The sequence below is a fragment of the Rhizobium sp. NZLR11 genome, assembly GCF_019685115.1.
Lineage (GTDB): Bacteria > Pseudomonadota > Alphaproteobacteria > Rhizobiales > Rhizobiaceae > Rhizobium.
The window spans coordinates 305,867-323,648 of record NZ_JABDWD010000004.1 but is presented as its reverse complement, the minus strand read 5'-3'; the positions used below and the strand labels follow the sequence as shown (position 1 = coordinate 323,648).

At 60.9% G+C, this 17,782-nt stretch carries 14 protein-coding genes; 1 reads left to right on the top strand and 13 read right to left on the bottom strand.

Annotated features, from left to right (window positions below):
* Window positions 1-121: 121 nt before the first annotated feature.
* A complete protein-coding gene (locus HJB83_RS10175) occupies window positions 122-2,206 on the bottom strand; it encodes a bifunctional diguanylate cyclase/phosphodiesterase (RefSeq protein ID WP_221131796.1) in 2,085 nt (694 codons plus the stop codon).
* Between the two features lie 231 nt (window positions 2,207-2,437).
* Here HJB83_RS10175 and HJB83_RS10170 point away from each other — a divergent pair, with 231 nt between their 5' ends.
* Entirely contained in the window at window positions 2,438-2,701 is a 264-nt protein-coding gene (locus HJB83_RS10170; RefSeq protein WP_207581657.1) for a hypothetical protein, read from the top strand.
* 79 nt (window positions 2,702-2,780) lie between these two features.
* Here the strand turns inward: HJB83_RS10170 and serA are convergent, their stop codons facing one another.
* The 12 genes from serA to tolQ form a co-directional block, all read right to left on the bottom strand.
* The gene (gene serA / locus HJB83_RS10165) at window positions 2,781-4,376 is read right to left on the bottom strand and encodes a phosphoglycerate dehydrogenase (protein ID WP_221116375.1); all 1,596 of its coding nucleotides are present in this window, start codon (window positions 4,374-4,376) and stop codon (window positions 2,781-2,783) included.
* A gap of 83 nt (window positions 4,377-4,459) precedes the next feature.
* Entirely contained in the window at window positions 4,460-5,638 is a 1,179-nt protein-coding gene (locus HJB83_RS10160) for a phosphoserine transaminase (protein ID WP_221131795.1), read from the bottom strand.
* A gap of 183 nt (window positions 5,639-5,821) precedes the next feature.
* A complete protein-coding gene (locus HJB83_RS10155; RefSeq protein ID WP_221131794.1) occupies window positions 5,822-6,658 on the bottom strand; it encodes an outer membrane protein in 837 nt (278 codons plus the stop codon).
* A 283-nt stretch (window positions 6,659-6,941) separates the two neighbouring features.
* Window positions 6,942-8,294, bottom strand: a complete 1,353-nt coding sequence (gene glmM, locus HJB83_RS10150) for a phosphoglucosamine mutase (RefSeq protein ID WP_003582103.1) — start codon at window positions 8,292-8,294, stop codon at window positions 6,942-6,944.
* Between the two features lie 243 nt (window positions 8,295-8,537).
* The gene (ftsH, locus tag HJB83_RS10145; protein ID WP_207581661.1) at window positions 8,538-10,466 is read right to left on the bottom strand and encodes an ATP-dependent zinc metalloprotease FtsH; all 1,929 of its coding nucleotides are present in this window, start codon (window positions 10,464-10,466) and stop codon (window positions 8,538-8,540) included.
* A gap of 97 nt (window positions 10,467-10,563) precedes the next feature.
* The gene (gene tilS / locus HJB83_RS10140; RefSeq protein ID WP_207581662.1) at window positions 10,564-11,931 is read right to left on the bottom strand and encodes a tRNA lysidine(34) synthetase TilS; all 1,368 of its coding nucleotides are present in this window, start codon (window positions 11,929-11,931) and stop codon (window positions 10,564-10,566) included.
* A gap of 11 nt (window positions 11,932-11,942) precedes the next feature.
* Window positions 11,943-12,926, bottom strand: coding sequence for a tol-pal system protein YbgF (gene ybgF / locus HJB83_RS10135; protein ID WP_221131793.1), 984 nt, complete (start codon window positions 12,924-12,926; stop codon window positions 11,943-11,945).
* A 159-nt stretch (window positions 12,927-13,085) separates the two neighbouring features.
* Window positions 13,086-13,619 (bottom strand): peptidoglycan-associated lipoprotein Pal, encoded by a 534-nt coding sequence (gene pal / locus HJB83_RS10130; RefSeq protein ID WP_207581664.1) that lies wholly within the window; start codon window positions 13,617-13,619, stop codon window positions 13,086-13,088.
* A 152-nt stretch (window positions 13,620-13,771) separates the two neighbouring features.
* Window positions 13,772-15,079 (bottom strand): Tol-Pal system beta propeller repeat protein TolB, encoded by a 1,308-nt coding sequence (gene tolB, locus HJB83_RS10125; RefSeq protein WP_207581665.1) that lies wholly within the window; start codon window positions 15,077-15,079, stop codon window positions 13,772-13,774.
* A 109-nt stretch (window positions 15,080-15,188) separates the two neighbouring features.
* Window positions 15,189-16,334 carry a hypothetical protein gene (locus HJB83_RS10120; RefSeq protein WP_207581666.1) on the bottom strand — a complete coding sequence of 382 codons (1,146 nt, stop codon included), beginning with the start codon at window positions 16,332-16,334 and terminating at the stop codon, window positions 15,189-15,191.
* Between the two features lie 8 nt (window positions 16,335-16,342).
* A complete protein-coding gene (tolR, locus tag HJB83_RS10115) occupies window positions 16,343-16,798 on the bottom strand; it encodes a protein TolR (protein ID WP_207581667.1) in 456 nt (151 codons plus the stop codon).
* An 18-nt stretch (window positions 16,799-16,816) separates the two neighbouring features.
* Entirely contained in the window at window positions 16,817-17,536 is a 720-nt protein-coding gene (gene tolQ / locus HJB83_RS10110; RefSeq protein WP_221116382.1) for a protein TolQ, read from the bottom strand.
* Between the last annotated feature and the right edge of the window lie 246 nt (window positions 17,537-17,782).

The following is a 17,782-nucleotide window of genomic DNA, read 5'->3' as shown; positions in this document are numbered from 1 at the left end:
TTGCGTCGTGACGTTCAATTGTCAAGTCATCACTTAACTATTCACGCAGACGCTGAACCACGCCCTATCGAGCGCGGCGAGATTTGCAAATGTCGCGGCGTCATCGAAGCCTGCTTGGAAATCATGAACGTGACGAAGCGGCCCTCAGCGCGCGGCCGTGGATCAGCACCTCGGCGTCGTGCTGCGGCATCGGCCGGCCCAACAGATAACCCTGCACCTCACTGAAACCTTCGGCGCGCAGTTTCTGCAACTGCTCTTCCGTCTCGATCCCTTCGGCCAGCGTCGTCGCGTTGAAGCCGGAACCGATACCGACGACGGCGCGGACGATGGCGAGATTGCCGGCATCCGTCTCAATGCCCGAAACGAAGCTGCGGTCGAGCTTGATCTTGTCGAACGGAAACGACCTGAGATAGCTCAGCGACGAATAACCGGTGCCGAAATCGTCGATGACGATGCGTACGCCAAGCTCTTTCAGTGCGCGCAGCAGCGGCAGGCTTTGATCGGCATCAGCCAGGAACACGGACTCGGTGATTTCGATTTCAAGCCGGTCGGCATTGAGGCCCGTTTCGTTGAGCGCCGCGACCACTGTCGAAAGCAGGCTTGCATGTCGAAACTGGCTGACGGAGAGATTGACGGCGATCCTCAAATGGGTCGGCCAGCCGGCTGCCGCGCGGCAGGCTTCCCGGATCACCCAGTCGCCGATCGGCACGATGAGGCCGGTCTCCTCGGCGATCGGAATGAATTCCATCGGCGCAACCAACCCACGCTTGGGGTGGCGCCAGCGGATCAGTGCCTCGAAGCCGGCGATGTCGTCATTGTCGAGCTGTACGATCGGCTGGTAGTACAGCTCGAACTGGCGCTTCTCCAGCGCCTCCCACAGCTCGGCGGTCATCATATGCCGGCGCTCGGCGGCAAGCCGCATCTCCGTCTCGTAGAAACGATAGGTCGAACGCCCGTTCTCCTTGGCGGCATAGAGCGCCAGATCCGCGTGTCGCATCAGCACGTCTGCATCGCGGGCATGAGCGGGCGCCAGGGCGATACCGACGCTACAGGTGACATGCTCCCGGACGCCATCGAGATCGAAGGCGCCGGCAAGCGTCTGCAACAGCCCTTGCGCGAAACGCCCGGCCCGCTCCGGTTCGCCGAGCTCCAGCACGATGGCGAATTCATCGCCGCCGAGACGGGCGACAAGATCGCCCTCCTCAGCCAGCCGCAGCAGCCGCTCCGACACTTGGCAAAGCAGCGCGTCGCCGGCGGCATGTCCCTTGCTGTCGTTGATAAGCGTGAAATGATCGACGTCGATATAGAGCAGCGCGATCGGGCTGTCGGCGGTCGCTTCGACCGCGCGCTGGCTGATATGATTGGAAAAGGCTGCCCGGTTCGGCAGGCCGGTCAGGGAATCATGCATGGCAAGATGGGCAAGCTTTGCCTCGACGGCGCGCTCCTCCGTCACGTCCTGCGAGATGCCGAGCAGGTAGCGCGGTGCACGGCCCTCCGGCGTCGGCAAGGCGCGTTTGACGGTGCGCAGGATGCGTGGCACGCCATCGGCGCGCAGCATAGTCTCCTCGAAGCTGATCGTCGTATCGGCGTCGAAGGCCCGGCGATCCTGCTCGCGAAAGGCATCTGTCTGACCGGCGGGAAACAGCGCCCGGTCGGTTCGGCCGACCACCTCCTGCGCCCTCATGCCGACAATTTCACCGCAGGCCTCGTTGAAAAGAAGGTAAAGCCCGTCCGCTTCCATGTCCTTGACAAAAACGCCGACCGGCAAGTTGTCGACGATGCTGTCGAGAAGCGAGCGCGTATCGCTGATCTGACGTCTGGCTGCGTTGACCTCGGTGCGGTCCTGCACGATCGCCAGGATCGCGGCTCGGCCCTCGAAACGCACTTCGCGGCCATAGGTCAGCACGTCAAAGGTCTCGCCGCTCGCCTTGAGGTGAGCCAAACGCTCTGCCTTTTCCATGTCGGTACGGCCATTGACGGCGTCGATCATCCGCTCCCGCTCATGCTGGGGGCGGATATCGAGCACCGTCATGTGCCGGTACTCGTCTGCGCCGTAGCCGTAGAGTGCTGCCGCCGCCTCGTTGACGCTGAGAAAATGCAGCGATATCGGATCGTAGACCCACATCGGCGACGGATGCGTTGCAAACAATGACCGGAAGTCGTCGTTCAGTACTTCGATCTGCTCGGTCTTCTGCAAGGGGGCCATGGAATTCGCACGCGGTTGATGCCGATGCCAAGCGCATACCAGGAAAAATTAAATAAAATCAGAATCATACTAGACTTAAACTTTGGGCTTCCGCCTGCAGCATGTGCAAAGCCGAGGGTTTACCATCGCGGTTTCCGCCTTCGATAAACTTACTTGAATGAACCGGAACAATTCCGCCGATCGTGCGTTGCAGATGATCTAAGTTGCAATTGCGTTGCTGAGGAGGATTTCATGGGCAGGTTGGGCGCAACGACGGATTACAGCAGGATCAGACATTGGATCGAAGAACGCGGCGGCCATCCCGCCCGTATCAAGAACGCACCGGACAGCGAAACCGTCCGCGTCGATTTTTCCTCGGAATCGCAGGAAGAAATTTCCTGGGACGAATTCTTCCAGGGTTTTGACGGCAGCCGGCTCGCTTTCCTTCATCGCACCAAGGCTGAAGACGATGCCGCCCGTCTCGGCAGGATCGTCCGCCGTCGCCGGTACCACTAAGCCTCATCCGTTCCTGATAAGGAAAACCCGGCGCGATTTATGCGCCGGGTTTTCCGTGTCTTGCCTTGGGAGGGCGAACTCAGTCGATGTTGAAGGTGAGCAGCTTTGCCTGGCGGATCGCCTGGTTGGCCGTCAACTGCGCAAGCACGGCGTCTTCAACCTTGCCATCGACATAGAGCAGCGCGATGGCGTCACCGCCCTGCTTGTCACGCCCGAGCTGGAAGTTTGCGATGTTGACGCCGGCACCGCCAAGCGTCGTGCCGATGAAGCCGATCATGCCGGGGACGTCGGTATTGGTGATATAGATCATGTGCGAGCCGACATCGGCATCGAGGTTGATGCCCTTGATCTGGATGAACCGCGGCTTGCCATCCGAAAACACGGTGCCGGCGACCGAACGCGTCATGCTTTCGGTCGTCACCGTCAGCTTGATATAGCCATCGAAGACACCGGTCTTGTCGCGCTTGACCTCGGAAAGCACGACGCCTTTTTCCTTGACCATGATTGGCGCCGAAACCATGTTGACGTCGGCGACCTGTGGGCGGATGAGACCGGCAAGCACCGCACTCGTCAGCGCCCGTGTGTTCATGTTGGCGGTGATGCCGTCGTAGAGGATCTCGATTTCCTTGATCGGCTCTTCGGTGACTTGCCCGACGAAGGCGCCGAGAACGTCGGCAAGGCGGATGAAGGGCTTCAGGATCGGCGCTTCCTCAGCGGTGATCGACGGCATGTTGATGGCGTTGGAGACCGCACCCTTGACGAGGTAATCCGCCATCTGTTCGGCCACCTGCAGGGCGACGTTTTCCTGAGCCTCGGTCGTCGAGGCGCCGAGATGTGGCGTGCAGACGACGTTCGGCAGGCCGAAGAGCGGGCTTTCCTTGGCGGGCTCGACCTCGAACACGTCGAAGGCGGCACCGGCGACATGGCCGGACTTGATGGCTTCGGCAAGCGCTGCTTCATCGACCAGGCCGCCACGGGCGCAGTTGATGATACGCACCCCCGGCTTAGTCTTTGCCAGCGCTTCCTTGTTGAGGATGCCGCGCGTCTTGTCGGTCATCGGCACATGCAGCGTGATGAAGTCGGCGCGGGCGAAAAGCTCCTCCAGCTCGACCTTGGTGACGCCCATCTCCTCGGCGCGCTCCTTGGAGAGGAACGGGTCATAGGCGACGACATGCATCTTCAGGCCGATGGCACGGGCGCAGACGATCGAGCCGATATTGCCGGCACCGATGACGCCGAGCGTCTTGCCGGTGATCTCGACGCCCATGAACTTCGACTTTTCCCATTTGCCGGCCTGCGTCGAGGTATCGGCTGCCGGAAGCTGGCGAGCGACGGCAAACATCAGCGCAATCGCGTGTTCGGCTGTCGTAATCGAGTTGCCGAAGGGCGTGTTCATGACGATGATGCCGCGGCGCGAGGCAGCCGGGATATCGACATTGTCGACGCCGATGCCAGCGCGGCCAACGACCTTGAGGTTCGTCGCCCCCTGGATGATCTTTTCCGTCACCTTGGTGGCGGAGCGGATGGCCAGACCATCATACTTGCCGATGACTTCGAGCAGACGGTCCTTATCCTTGCCGAGCTGCGGTTCGAAATCGACTTCGACGCCGCGGTCGCGGAAGATCTGGACGGCGGTTTCCGACAATTCGTCGGATACGAGAACGCGAGGTGCCATTGTGGCCTCCTTCAAAAGTGTTCAGCGATGGATGAAATTAGAATGCTGGGCTCCGCCCTGGGGCGGAGCCGGATGCGATCACGTCAGGCGGCAGCCTGGCCGAGCTGCGCCTTCTGCGTTTCGAAGGCCCAGGAAAGCCAGGGCATCAGCTTCTGCATGTCGGATGCCTCGATCGTAGCGCCGGCCCAGATACGCAGGCCGGACGGCGCGTCGCGGTAATGGCCGACGTCATAGGCGACGCCTTCCTTTTCGAGCAGGCCGACCAGCCCCTTGGCGAAATTCGCCTGACCGTCGTCGTCGAGCGCTGCGATATCCTTGTCGACGATCTTCAGGCAGACCGAGGTGTTGGAGGCCGTTTCCGCCTTGACGGCGAGATTGGCAATCCAGTCGTTTGCCGCGACGAAGTCATGAATGACCTTGGCATTGGCATCGGCGCGCGCAATCAGTGCCTTGAGGCCGCCAAGGCCCTTGGCCCAGACAAGCGCGTCGATATAGTCCTCGACGCAGAGCATCGACGGCGTGTTGATCGTTTCGCCCTGGAAGATGCCTTCGGTCAGCTTGCCGCCAGAGGTCATGCGGAAGATCTTCGGCAGCGGCCATGCCGGCGTATAGGTGACCAGACGCTCGACGGCGCGCGGCGAAAGGATGATGACGCCGTGGGCGCCCTCGCCGCCCAGAACCTTCTGCCAGGAGAAGGTGACGACATCGAGCTTGGCGAAATCGAGTTCCTGCGCGAAAGCGGCCGAAGTGGCGTCGCAGATCGTCAGGCCCTTGCGGTCGGCAGAGATGAAATCGGCGTTAGGCACGCGCACGCCCGAAGTAGTGCCGTTCCAGGTGAAGACCACATCGCGATCGAAATCGACGGCGGAGAGATCGGGAAGCTCGCCGTAACCAGCCTCGAGCTTGCGCACGTCCTTGAGCTTCAGCTGCTTGACGACATCGGTGACCCAGCCGGCGCCGAAGCTTTCCCAGGTGAGCATGTCGACGCCGCGTTCGCCGAGCAGCGACCAGAGCGCCATTTCGACGGCACCCGTATCGGACGCCGGAACGATGCCGATGCGGTAATCCGCCGGCACGTCGAGAATTTCACGGGTAAGGTCGATGGCCTGCTTGAGCTTGGCCTTGCCGACCTTCGCGCGATGCGAACGGCCAAGAGCCGCGTCGGAAAGGGCGTCGAGCGACCAACCGGGGCGCTTCGAGCAAGGGCCAGACGAAAAATGAGTATTGTGCGGACGGATGTCCGGCTTTGCGGTCTTCGCCATGATGCTATCCTCTCAGATAGAAAGCCCTTCGTTGGGGAAGGGTGTCCCGCCGCCGTGTCTATGGGTAGCAGGCGTCATAGTCAAGATAGAAGTGTCGCAGAGAGAGGATATTTTGACGCAGACACGCTTGACGCAGCAAAAAGCCGCCCGGATGGGCGGCTCTCTGATCTAGGCGAATTGCGCTTACTTGTAGACCGCCGGCTGCAGCGGGATTTCCGGCGGAGGTTCATAGCTCGCCTGGGCGCAGCCGCCGAACAGATAGCGGGCGCCGACGCGGGCTTCGTGGACGCTGAGACCCTTGTCGCGGCCGGGGCCGCCGTTTTCGGCATAACCGAACATGTTGCCGCCGTCGATATGCAGGTAGCGGTAGCCGACATCGGCCTTGACGTTGCAGGTGACGTCGATCGAGGCGCCGGCCATGAGAGCGTAGGTGAAGCGCCAGTTGCCCTTGCCGCCATGGGTGACCTGGTCGTCGCAGAAGCTGCCGTCATCGGCGCAGGCGACGTTACGCAGGTTCTTCCACTTCACATAGGAACCGCCGATACCGGCACCGACATAAGGCGTGACGTAACCATAGGTGCCAAAATCGACGTAAGCGTTGGCGAGCAGCGTGTAGGCAGTCAGCGAAGAGCGGTCGCTGGAAGTGCAATCCACCAAGGGGAAGCCGCACTGCCCGACCGTCGAGCCCTTGAAATCAGCCTGCGTCAGATAGTCGAACGTCAGATCGGTGCGCAGATAGCTGTTGATCTGATAACCGACACCGCCGCCGACCGTCCATGCATCGTCCAGGTCGGCACGGTCGAAATCGACCTCGCTGGCATTGCTGCCCTGGAAATAGCGTGCGCCGCGCAGATCGGTGAAGGCATAACCGACATCGCCGCGCAGATACCAGCCGGTCGCTTCGCTGACCGTCACTTCGGGCGGCTGTTCCGGGATAGGCTCGGCAGGGGCGAGGTCGGCGGAATAGGCGTTTGTCGCGATCAATAATGCGGCGAAGATGCCGGACAAGCTTCTTTTCATGGATCCCACTCCAAAATTCGTTGAGTCGGCAGGCTCAAGTCGCTGCCAAACCGATACGCTTCGGATGGATAATGAATGGGAAACGTTAAAAGCTACTTAACCACGATTATTTACCGGAGATCTTGAAGCTTCCGGTAGAGGAAACATGGATTGCCGCAGTAAAAGTCTCTGAAGTGATCTGACGAGACGATTTGGCTGGGTTGCGCACTCGTCGCCCATTCTCCGAGCATCGGCCCAACCATGTCGCCAAGCTTGCCGTCGAGCCCGATATGTCCACAAAGAATCAGGCGGCGGTTCGAACGTTCGAGATCGTGCCGATCAGCTCGTTGACGATGCGCTCGATCTGAGCGCGGTCGTCGCCCTCGGCCATGACGCGGATCAGTGGCTCGGTGCCCGAGGGGCGAATGACGAGGCGGCCGTTTTTGGCGAGTTCGGCTTCGGCATCGGCGATCGCCTTCTGCACCTGGATATCCTCCAGCGGCTTGCCGCCGCTGATGCGGACATTGCGCAGGAGCTGCGGCACCGGCTCGAAGCGGCGGCAGACCTCGCTGACGGTCCGGCCGGTGCGCTTGACCGCGGCCAGGATCTGCAGCGCTGCGACCAGACCATCACCCGTCGTACCGTAGTCCGAAAGCACGATGTGGCCCGACTGCTCGCCGCCGACATTGTAATTGTGCTGGCGCATATGCTCGACGACGTAACGATCGCCGACCCGCGTGCGGGCAAGCGCCATACCGCGCTCGTCGAGGAAGCGCTCGAGGCCGAGATTGGACATCACCGTGGCGACGATGCCGTTGCCGCGCAGTTGCTGGCTCTCGGCCCAGCTCTCAGCGATGACGGCCATCAGTTGGTCGCCGTCGACGATCGAACCGTTTTCGTCGACGATGATGACGCGGTCCGCATCGCCGTCGAGCGCGATGCCGATATCGGCGCGCACCTCGTCGACCTTCTTCTGCAGAGCGACCGGGCTGGTGGAGCCACAATTGAGATTGATGTTGGTGCCGTTCGGCTCGTTGCCGATGGTGACGACCTCGGCACCGAGCTCCCAGAGCACGGCGGGCGCCACCTTGTAGGCAGCACCATTGGCGCAGTCGATCGCGATCCTCAGGCCCTGCAGCGTCACGTCGCGTGGCAGCGTGCGCTTGGCATGTTCGATATAGCGGTCATGCACGCCGTCGACGCGCTTGGCGCGGCCGATATCGTCGGATTTGGCGAGCTGGGCGTTCAGGTCCTTTTCCAGCAGGTCCTCGATCTCGGCTTCGAGGTCGTCGGAAAGCTTGTAACCATCCGGACCGAAGAGCTTGATGCCGTTATCCTCGTAAGGATTGTGCGAGGCCGAGATCATCACGCCGATATCGCAGCGCAGCGAGCGCGTCAGCATGGCGACGGCCGGTGTCGGAATCGGGCCGAGAATAAAGGCATCGAGACCGGCAGCCGTGAAGCCCGCGACCATGGCGTTCTCAAGCATATAACCGGAAAGACGCGTATCCTTGCCGATGACGACACGGTGGCGATGGTTGCCGCGGCGGAAGATCGTGCCGGCGGCAATGCCGACCCGCATAGCGAGATCTGGCGTCATCGGGAAGACGTTGGATTGGCCACGAATGCCGTCCGTACCGAAATAGCGTCTTTTCATCTGCACTCCTGCGTTTTTCCGCGCGCCAGTCAAGGCAGCGCACCGTTCCAAGCGAATCCGGCTTCCATGGAATGTCGTTCATTCAGGAGCGTGATTCACGCTTGCCTCAATTCAGCGGAATGCCACAAAATGAGGCTATCAGCACGTAAATTAGCAAGAAAAATGATTATATCCCGTTACCAATGGAAAAGGCCGGGTCTCCCGTTTGGGAAATCCGGCCCTGTTCAAGATGGTGCTAGCCGCTCAATGCGGCTGCGGTTCAAGGCCGCCTTCGGGCTCATCACCCTTGGTGGCAGGCCGTGCGCCGGCCTTCGGAACAGCCGAGCGGCTTGGCGGTGAATCATCGCCAAGATCGCGAGACGGCTTCTCACCGCGGATCAACGCTTTGATTTCTTCGCCGGTCAGCGTCTCGTATTCGAGCAGACCTTCGGCAAGAGCAACGAATTCGTCGTGCTTTTCTGTTAGGATCGTACGGGCCTGGGTATAGGCTTCGTCGATTAGGCGGCGCACTTCATTGTCGATCTTCTGCGCGGTTGCTTCCGAAACGTTCTTCGACTGCGAAACCGAGTGGCCGAGGAAGACTTCCTGCTGGTTCTCGCCATAAGCGACCTGACCGAGCTGGTCAGAGAATCCCCATTGCGTGACCATCGCGCGGGCAAGCTTGGTCGCCTGTTCGATGTCGGAGGAGGCACCTGACGTGATGTTCTCCTTGCCGAAGGTAAGCTCTTCGGCGACGCGGCCACCCATCATGATGCAAAGACGCGAAACCATCCACTTGTAGCTCATCGAGTAGCGGTCGCCCTCGGGAAGCTGCATGACCATGCCGAGTGCACGGCCGCGCGGAATGATCGTCGCCTTGTGCAGCGGATCGGCGACCGCGACATTGAGCGCGGTAATGGCGTGTCCGGCCTCATGGTAAGCGGTGAGCTTCTTCTCCGCCTCGGTCATTGCCGAGGAACGGCGCTCGGCGCCCATCATGATCTTGTCCTTGGCGTCTTCGAATTCCTGCATGGTTACGACGCGCTTGTTGCGGCGGGCGGCCATGAGTGCGGCTTCGTTGACGAGGTTCATCAGGTCGGCGCCGGAAAACCCGGGCGTGCCGCGGGCAAGAATCTTGAGATCGACATTGGGTGCCAGCGGAACGTTGCGGGCATGTACCTTGAGGATGCGCTCGCGACCGACGATGTCTGGGTTCGGCACGACGACCTGACGGTCGAAACGGCCGGGACGCAGCAGCGCCGGGTCGAGGACGTCAGGGCGGTTGGTGGCGGCAATCAGGATCACGCCTTCATTTGCCTCGAAGCCGTCCATCTCGACCAGCAGCTGGTTGAGCGTCTGCTCGCGTTCGTCATTGCCGCCGCCGAGACCGGCGCCGCGATGACGGCCGACGGCATCGATTTCGTCGATGAAGATGATGCAGGGCGCATTCTTCTTCGCCTGCTCGAACATGTCTCGTACACGGCTGGCGCCGACGCCAACGAACATTTCGACGAAGTCGGAACCTGAAATGGTGAAGAACGGCACGTTGGCTTCGCCGGCAACCGAGCGGGCGAGCAGCGTCTTACCGGTGCCCGGAGGACCGACGAGCAGCACGCCGCGCGGGATCTTGCCGCCGAGACGCTGGAACTTCTGCGGATCGCGCAGGAATTCGACGATTTCTTCGAGATCCTGCTTGGCTTCGTCGACACCGGCGACGTCGTCGAAGGTCACACGGCCATGCGCTTCGGTGAGCAGTTTGGCCTTCGACTTGCCGAAGCCCATCGCGCCGCGCGAGCCGCCCTGCATCTGCCGCATGAAGAACAGCCAGACGCCCAGAATCAGAAGCATCGGCAAAAGCGTGCCGAGATAGCTGAGGAAACCCGATGAACCGTCCGTTTCAGGACGGGCCGAAACCAGGACGTTCTTAGACTGCAGGCGATCAAGCAAGCTGTCGTCGATTACGGGCGAATAGGTCTGGAAGGTGGTGCCATTTTCAACATAGCTTCCGGAGAGACGGTTCCCCGTGACCACGACTTCCTTCACGCGGCCCGCATCGACCTCACGCAGAAACTGCGAATAAGGGATTTCGCGGGAGCCCGTCTGCGCCGGCGCCGTCTGGAACATACTGAAAAGGGCGATCAGCAGAAGCGCTATGATCGCCCACAAGGCGAAATTACGTAAGTTAGGGTTCATTGAACTCCCCAGCACTGGAACAGCCGCCTCATGGCGACCGTCTTATTCGCTTCTAACATAGGGTTGCGCCGTGCGATTGCCAAGGCGATCCCCCAGGTCAGATGGTTTTTCCGTCAATACTTCTTAAAGGAGGCCTCGGATAGGGCGCCGTTACGAAAACCGCCGAAAGCCTATCGGCAAAGATGAAATCAAATCGTGTCAAAAAGCGGTCGAACGGTGCGAAATAGGGCGTGAGGTCGACCATGCGGGCATATTCCTGAGATAAAAGCGCTCCTTCGGCGGATAAAGCCGGTGCTGAGGCTATGGCGCGGTTCCATGCCGCCTTGGGAAGGTGCTCAAAATGATGTTCCCTCATTCCTGTCCTCGGGCTTGACCCGAGGGACAGGAATGAGGGGGAGTGTGATGCGGCCTCGACGACGATTGGTCTGGCCACTCCGTTGCGCACAAAAAACCTCCCATCCCAAACACCCGCCTCTCCCGGCCGCAACACCAGCGGCAAAATCCCCCGGCTTTCGCGTGTGAGATAAAGCCCGTCACGCCTGAGATCGAACACCACCCTGCCGGCGGTCATCCGTGCCGGCTGGCTGCCGGTGGCAAATGCAAGGATACGCTCCATATGCGCCCTCCCCGGGGCAAACGGCTGCCCGCCGAAAACGCCTGTCAGACGGCCGAGCGCATAGTCGAGGACTGCCCGATCCCGCCGCAACCCGTCAGGCATCACCTGCCCGAGCAGGCCGCCGTGAAGCCTGAAATGACGGTCCAGCCATTCCGCGGCCTTGGCCGAAAGCGCCAGTCGCTCTTCCCAGGCCCTGCGGATATTTTTCTCCGGACCCGCACCGGCCGACAGCTGCCGGCGGATTCGCACGCGCTCGTACTTCACATCCTCATTGCTCGGATCGTCGATCCACGGCACGCCCCGCTCTTTCAGGAAAGAGCGGATATCCGCCCGGCTGGAAAAGAGAAGCTGCCGCAGGACCCAAAAATGCCGGTTGAAGAGCACCGCATCGGCAATGCCGGTCGAGGCCTGCTCCGTTCGCATGCCGCGCATGGCAAGTGTTTCGCGCTGGTCGTCGAGTGTATGGGCGGTGACGATGAGATCGGCGCCAAACGCTGCCGCCGCTTCGGCCAGAAGGCCGTAACGCGCCTCGCGGGCCGCGGCCATGATGCCGGTTCTCGGCTTGTCGCCCTGCCAGGTCGCGATGGTGTGGGGAATGCCGCGTGATGTGCAGAGGGCTGCAGCTGTATGCGCCTCGTCTGCGGAGCCGGCGCGCAACGCATGGTCGACGGTCGCAGCGCATAGGGATATTTTGAGATGAGGCGCGGCCTTCACGGCTTCGTCGAGGAGGAGAAGCAGGCCGGTGGAATCACTGCCGCCCGATATCGCGACGAGAATGCGTGCAGGGCTTTGAAGGGACGAGAGAAACTGGAGGATCGCCTCTTGCGGCGATCGGACTTCCGGAGACATGCCGGAAGACCTTAGCAGGCGAGGCGCTTCTGTTCGCTCGCAACCTTGCTTATGACGGCACGCGAAGCCTTGGGATAACGCTTCGAGACTTCGCGCAGCGTCGCACAGGCCGTCTCGGTATTGTCGAGCGCAGCAAGCGACATGCCGAGTTTCAACAGCATTTCAGGCGCCTTTTCTGATGTGCCGTATTTCTGATGTGCATTGAGGAAGGTTTTGGCCGCCTCATTGTACTTGCCCTGCGAATAGAGCGCTTCGCCAAGCCAGAAATTGGCGTCCGCCGCCCGCGCGCTGCTCGGGTAGCGGGTGATGTACTGGGTGAATTCCTGTTCGGCCGTGCTGTAATCGCCGGACAAGACGTGACCATAGGCCGACTTGTACTGGTCCGCTTCACCACCGAGCGATGCGGTCTGCTGCGGATTAGCGGTATTGGGAACCGGGCCGGAGCCGATCCCCGCATTTTCATCGACACTTCCGCCGATCGCATTGCCCTTCTGATCGAAATCGATCGAGCCGAGCTCCTTCGGCGGTTGGCCGAGGCCGCTATTGGCAGGCACGTCGGTGGAGGGAGCCGTTTCGGCTCCCTGCGGTGCTTGGATCACCTTGGCGATGTCATCGCCGCCGGAAGCTGCCGGAGCGACGTCGGTCTCGCTCTTCTTGACAGGAGCCTTGGCACCGCCGCCGCTGGCACCCGTCTTTTCCAACTGCTGGAAGCGGAATTCATTGTCTTCCTGCTGCTTGCGGATCGTCTCCTGCATCTGCAGCAGCTGGAAGCTCATCTCCTCGATCCGGCCGTTCAGCTGCCGCAGTTGCTCTTCGAGCTGCTGCACGCGGACCTCGGCATCGCCGCTCTGCACCTTGACGACCGGCAGCGCCGACGGGTTTTCCGCGGATCGACCGCCGAGATGCAGCCCGAAGAACGAGGCCGAATAGGCCATCCGCTCGCTCCCGGTCACGGCCGCGAGGCACAGCATGCCTGCCACGACAAGTTTCTTCATATGTATCGTCCTGTCCCAGTGATTCTTCGCGCCTCGATGACACGAGCAGGAGATTTTTCCAATTGCTGTCAAAAAGCAACGGAGTCTGGCCAAAGTGTGGTCAAAAAGAAAAGGCGGCCCCTGATGGGACCGCCTTCCGAAAGCGAACTAAGTCGGCAATTACATGCCGGCGCCGCCGAGAACCGTGACTGCGCGGCGGTTCTGCGACCAGCAGGAAATATCGTCGCAGACGGCAACCGGACGTTCCTTGCCGTAGGAAATCGTCTTCAGGCGCTGCGCCGGAACGCCCCGCGAAGCAAGATAATCCTTGGCGGCGGCCGCACGGCGGGCACCGAGCGCGAGGTTGTATTCGCGCGTACCGCGTTCGTCGGCATGGCCTTCGACGGTGATCTGGTAGTTCGGGTAGCGGCCGAGCCATTGGGCCTGACGGTCGAGCGTCTGCGAAGCATCGGCACGGATCGACGAGGAGTCGGTATCGAAGAAGATGCGGTCGCCGACATTGACCGTGAAGTCCTGGGCCGAGCCCGGCGTTGCGGAGCCACCCGCGCCGGAGCCGAGGCCGAGATCGCCGGCGCTGTTCGGCGGCTTCTTGGCGCAGCTCGCAAGCGCGAGACCGGCGACAAGCGCGATCATGACGGGGTTGCGGGCGAAATTCTGCATGCGGCTCATTGCCGGGGTATGAATTCGGCTCATGGCCGGTCTCCTTGCGGGTTCATCAGGGTTTCCGGACAGTAACCGCACTCGGTTAACCGCCCCTCAAAAATTGTGGTTAACGAATTACTGATTTGTCCCTTGGTCGCTCGATTCCATGACTTTGGGACGACATGAAGGCAGAAGCGCATTGCCTACTCCATAAGCGGCGACCAAGCGGGGTCGGAACCGTAGCTCGGCGTCTTCACAAGCTGCTCGTTGTAGCCGGTCAAATCGATCGAATAGAGCTGCGGACCGCCGGCACCTGCCGCCTGCCGGAAGAACATCAGCACACGTCCGTTCGGCGCCCAGGTCGGGCCCTCGTTATGGAAGCCGGTCGTCAGAATGCGCTCGCCCGAACCATCCGGTTTCATCACGCCGATCGAGAACTTGCCGCCGGCCTGTTTGGTGAAGGCAATGAGATCGCCTCGTGGCGACCAGACCGGCGTCGAATAGGAACCGTCGCCGAAGGAAATACGGGTCTGGCCCGAGCCATCTGCATTCATCACATAGATCTGCGGTTTTCCGCCGCGGTCGCTTTCGAAGCTGACGCGCGCGCCGTCAGGCGAATAGGACGGCGAAGTGTCGATCGCAGCCGTCGAGGTCAGGCGCGTCGTCGTGCGCGAGCGCAGGTCCATTGTATAGATGTTGGAATTGGCGTCCTGCTGCAGGCTCATGATCACCTTTTGGCCATCCGGCGAAAAGCGCGGCGAGAAGGTCATGCCGGGAAAATTGCCGACGACCTCACGCTGCCCGGTTTCCAGCTGCAGCAGATAGACCCGCGGCTGCTGGTTGGCAAAGGACATGTAGGTGACTTCCTGCCGGCTCGGCGAGAAGCGCGGCGTCAGCACGAGATCGCTGCCATCCGTCAGCATACGCACGTTGAAGCCGTCCTGATCCATGATCGCCAGCTGGCGTTTGCGCTGCTGCTTGGTGCCGGATTCGGAGACGAAGACGACGCGGGTATCGAAATAACCTTCTTCCCCGGTGATCTGCTTGTAGATCGCGTCGGCGATGATGTGAGCCACGCGGCGCCAGTTCTCCGGCTGCGTATAGAACTGCTGACCGGTCATCTGCTGCCCGGCGAACGGGTCCCAGAGCCGGAATTCGGCGCGAAGACGGCCATCCGCTTCCTTGGTAACCCGGCCGGTGACCAGCGCCTGTGCATTGATGACCTTCCAGTCCTCGAAGCGCGGCGAAGCGTCGGGATTAGAAATCTTCTCGATGAAGGCGGTTTTGTTGATGGGTGCGAAGAGACCGGACCGCTGCAAGTCGGCGGCGATCACCTGCGATACCTGCGCGCCCATATCGCCCTGGAAGTCGGTCACCGCGATCGGCAACGGCTGAACGTTACCTTTTCGAAGATCGAGGGTAAGCACCGCGTTCGCCGGAGTCGTAAAGGCTGCGACCCCAAACAGGCCTGCAATGACCATCAGAGCGCGGATGAGGGAACACTTGACCATATCAAATAAGCCTTTCAGCACTTCATGAATTCAGTTTGCTAGTAGGACAGTGCAAGATAACTTCCTTCCAAGCATTGTATTTATCTTTGGAAGCTCGGCTCCTAGGCATCTAGATTCCCAGGCTGCTCGCATCGAAGTTAAGAACGACCTCATTCCAAGCTTCATATTTGTCCATCGGAAGAGTCGAAGAAAACGAGGGAGCCGATTTCATCACGGCACGGTAAGCAGCGCTTTCCAGCGCACGACGCGTCGAATCGCTGCTGCTCCCACCAGACGATTCTATCTCCGGCTCACCAATGATGTTGCCGTCTCTGCCCAGCTTGAAATGCACCGTAACAACCAAGCCGGAAAGGCCTTCCATTCCGGGCGTGACAAGCCAATTGCCCTCGATCAAGCTGCGCATCGCATCTTCTTCGCTCTGGCTGAGTTTCGAGCCGCCGTTGCTCTTCTTCGCGCCCAGCGATGCTTCCTGCGTCGAGCGCTTGGCGCCCCCGGCAGAAGGATCGGTCTTGTTCAGCAAGATCGAAATCTGGTCGGCATTGAAGTCGCTCTTCATCGATGAAGCGGACTTCGCTGTTTCCTGTTTCTTGTCCGCCTTCTTCTTGTCGGTCGGCGTGTCGGCGGTTTTCGGCTGGTCCGGGGTCTTTTCCGGCGGCTTTTCGGCCGGCTTCTGCGGTTCCGGCGGCTTCACCTGCGGCTTGGCGACAGGTGTCGGCACATTGTCCGGCAGCGCCTCGGCATCGGGCTTCGGCGGCTCCTCCGGCTTGGCCTGCTCTTCCGGCGGTTTTTCCTCGGGCTTCGGCGGCGTCACTTCGACGGGCTTCGGCGGCGGAATGGAAGCGACCTCCTTCGGCTGTTCGACCTCCGTTTCCTCCTTGACGATATCCTTGACATCATTCGGCTTTGGATCGGTTTTCGGCATCGGCTTGTCGCTCGAATTCGCCGCGGCAGCCTCGCTATTGCTGGGCTTGGCGTTCGGAACGGGCGGCGTCTTCAGGTCGACATTGTTGTCGCCGGCGTTCTCGGCCGGCTGCGCGATCGGCGGACGTGTCGTCGGCACGGGTGCGGAAGTCTCCTTCTTCGGAGCCTTCTTGTCGCCTTGCTGCATCTGGGTAATGGATTCCACCGGCACCAGATCGACCGGCATCGCCTCGAAATCCTCCACCTTGAAGGATTCCGGCGCGCTGAGCGACACCATCGCCCAGGTAAGCACCAGGCAGTGCAGAACAGCAGATGTGACGACGCTGGTCTTCATCTTGAACGCTATTGGTCCTTCTTCTGCTGCGTCACGAGGCCGATATTCTTGAAGCCTGCGCCCTGAATACGGGCCATGACGTCGGCGATGACGCCGTAAGGCGCTGTCGCGTCGCCGCGCACGAAGATCCGTTCGTTGTAACCAGTGGTGGCGATCGCCTCGAGCTTGGCGGCGATCTCGGCGGCCGGAATCGCCGTTTCCTGCAGGAACACTTCGCCGTCGTTCTTGACGGAGATGGTGATCGGCTGCGTCTCGGAATTCAGCGCCTTGGCCTGCGTCTCCGGCAGGTCGATCGGCACGCCAACGGTCATCATCGGTGCCGCGACCATGAAGATGATCAAAAGCACGAGCATGACGTCGACGAGCGGCGTCACGTTGATCTCGGAGATTACGGCCCTGTTCCGACCGCCGCGACGTCGGCGTCTGCCGCCCCCGCCGTCATTGCCTCCAACAGCCATACCCATGTCAGTATACTCCGTTGGTTACTGAGCGGCAGCGCGCGGCTGTAGCTTCTCGTCGATCTGGCGCGAAAGTATGGCGGAGAATTCATCCGCGAAACCTTCCATGCGGCCCGAGAGCTTGCCGGCATCGGCAGAGAACTTGTTGTAGGCGATAACCGCCGGAATAGCGGCGACGAGACCGATCGCGGTGGCAAGCAGCGCTTCGGCGATACCGGGTGCGACAACCGCAAGGTTGGTCGACTTCGAACCTGCGATCGCCTGGAACGAGGTCATGATGCCGACGACCGTGCCGAAGAGACCGATGAACGGGCCGGCCGAACCGATCGTTGCCAGCGATCCAAGGCGGGCGCCGAGAAATTCGGTCTCACGGGCAAGCGTCACGTCCATCGCCCGGTCGATACGCATCTGCAGGCCGATCGGTGAGCGGGCGCCGCGTTCGAAGGATTTCTTCCATTCCCGCATGGCCGCAACGAAAATCGATGCCAGCCCGGTATTGTTGCGCTCCGACAGCGAGCGATAGAGTTCTTCCAGCGACTGGCCCGACCAGAACACCTGTTCGAATTTGTCGAACTGGCGCCGTGCGCGGCCATAGGCCAGGTATTTGTCGATAACGATCGCCCAGGTCCACACCGAGGCTGCGATAAGCCCGAGCATGACGAGCTTGACGACGATTCCGGCCTGCATGAAAAGCGACCAGAGGCTGACGTCCGTCGTTGCTGCTGCCAATCCTACTTGTTCCATTGATCCAAAATCCCCGAATCCAAACGCCCGGTGCTGGACCGGGCGGCACAAATTGATCTCGCAAGAAGTGTCCGGTGGCCGCCGCCCAAAGCCCTGGTCAAGCTTCCAAGCTCATCTTCCGCCTTCTTGCCGTCAAATTTGGTCAAAGGAAGGCGTGCACCGCACAAACTCCGACTTTCCCAGTAAGACACTATTATGGTTAATAGATCGTTAGTGCCGGACTGTGACAGCAAGCCTGTGTTTGGA

Coding starts and splice junctions, on each gene's coding strand:
- tolB (WP_207581665.1), bottom strand. CDS start 15,079: ATGGTCAAGTGTTCCCTCATCCGCGCTCTGATGGTCATTGCAGGCCTG.
- pal (WP_207581664.1), bottom strand. CDS start 13,619: ATGAGCCGAATTCATACCCCGGCAATGAGCCGCATGCAGAATTTCGCC.
- HJB83_RS10120 (WP_207581666.1), bottom strand. CDS start 16,334: ATGAAGACCAGCGTCGTCACATCTGCTGTTCTGCACTGCCTGGTGCTT.
- ybgF (WP_221131793.1), bottom strand. CDS start 12,926: ATGAAGAAACTTGTCGTGGCAGGCATGCTGTGCCTCGCGGCCGTGACC.
- HJB83_RS10155 (WP_221131794.1), bottom strand. CDS start 6,658: ATGAAAAGAAGCTTGTCCGGCATCTTCGCCGCATTATTGATCGCGACA.
- tilS (WP_207581662.1), bottom strand. CDS start 11,931: ATGTCTCCGGAAGTCCGATCGCCGCAAGAGGCGATCCTCCAGTTTCTC.
- HJB83_RS10160 (WP_221131795.1), bottom strand. CDS start 5,638: ATGGCGAAGACCGCAAAGCCGGACATCCGTCCGCACAATACTCATTTT.
- HJB83_RS10175 (WP_221131796.1), bottom strand. CDS start 2,206: ATGGCCCCCTTGCAGAAGACCGAGCAGATCGAAGTACTGAACGACGAC.
- serA (WP_221116375.1), bottom strand. CDS start 4,376: ATGGCACCTCGCGTTCTCGTATCCGACGAATTGTCGGAAACCGCCGTC.
- tolR (WP_207581667.1), bottom strand. CDS start 16,798: ATGGGTATGGCTGTTGGAGGCAATGACGGCGGGGGCGGCAGACGCCGA.
- tolQ (WP_221116382.1), bottom strand. CDS start 17,536: ATGGAACAAGTAGGATTGGCAGCAGCAACGACGGACGTCAGCCTCTGG.
- glmM (WP_003582103.1), bottom strand. CDS start 8,294: ATGAAAAGACGCTATTTCGGTACGGACGGCATTCGTGGCCAATCCAAC.
- ftsH (WP_207581661.1), bottom strand. CDS start 10,466: ATGAACCCTAACTTACGTAATTTCGCCTTGTGGGCGATCATAGCGCTT.
- HJB83_RS10170 (WP_207581657.1), top strand. CDS start 2,438: ATGGGCAGGTTGGGCGCAACGACGGATTACAGCAGGATCAGACATTGG.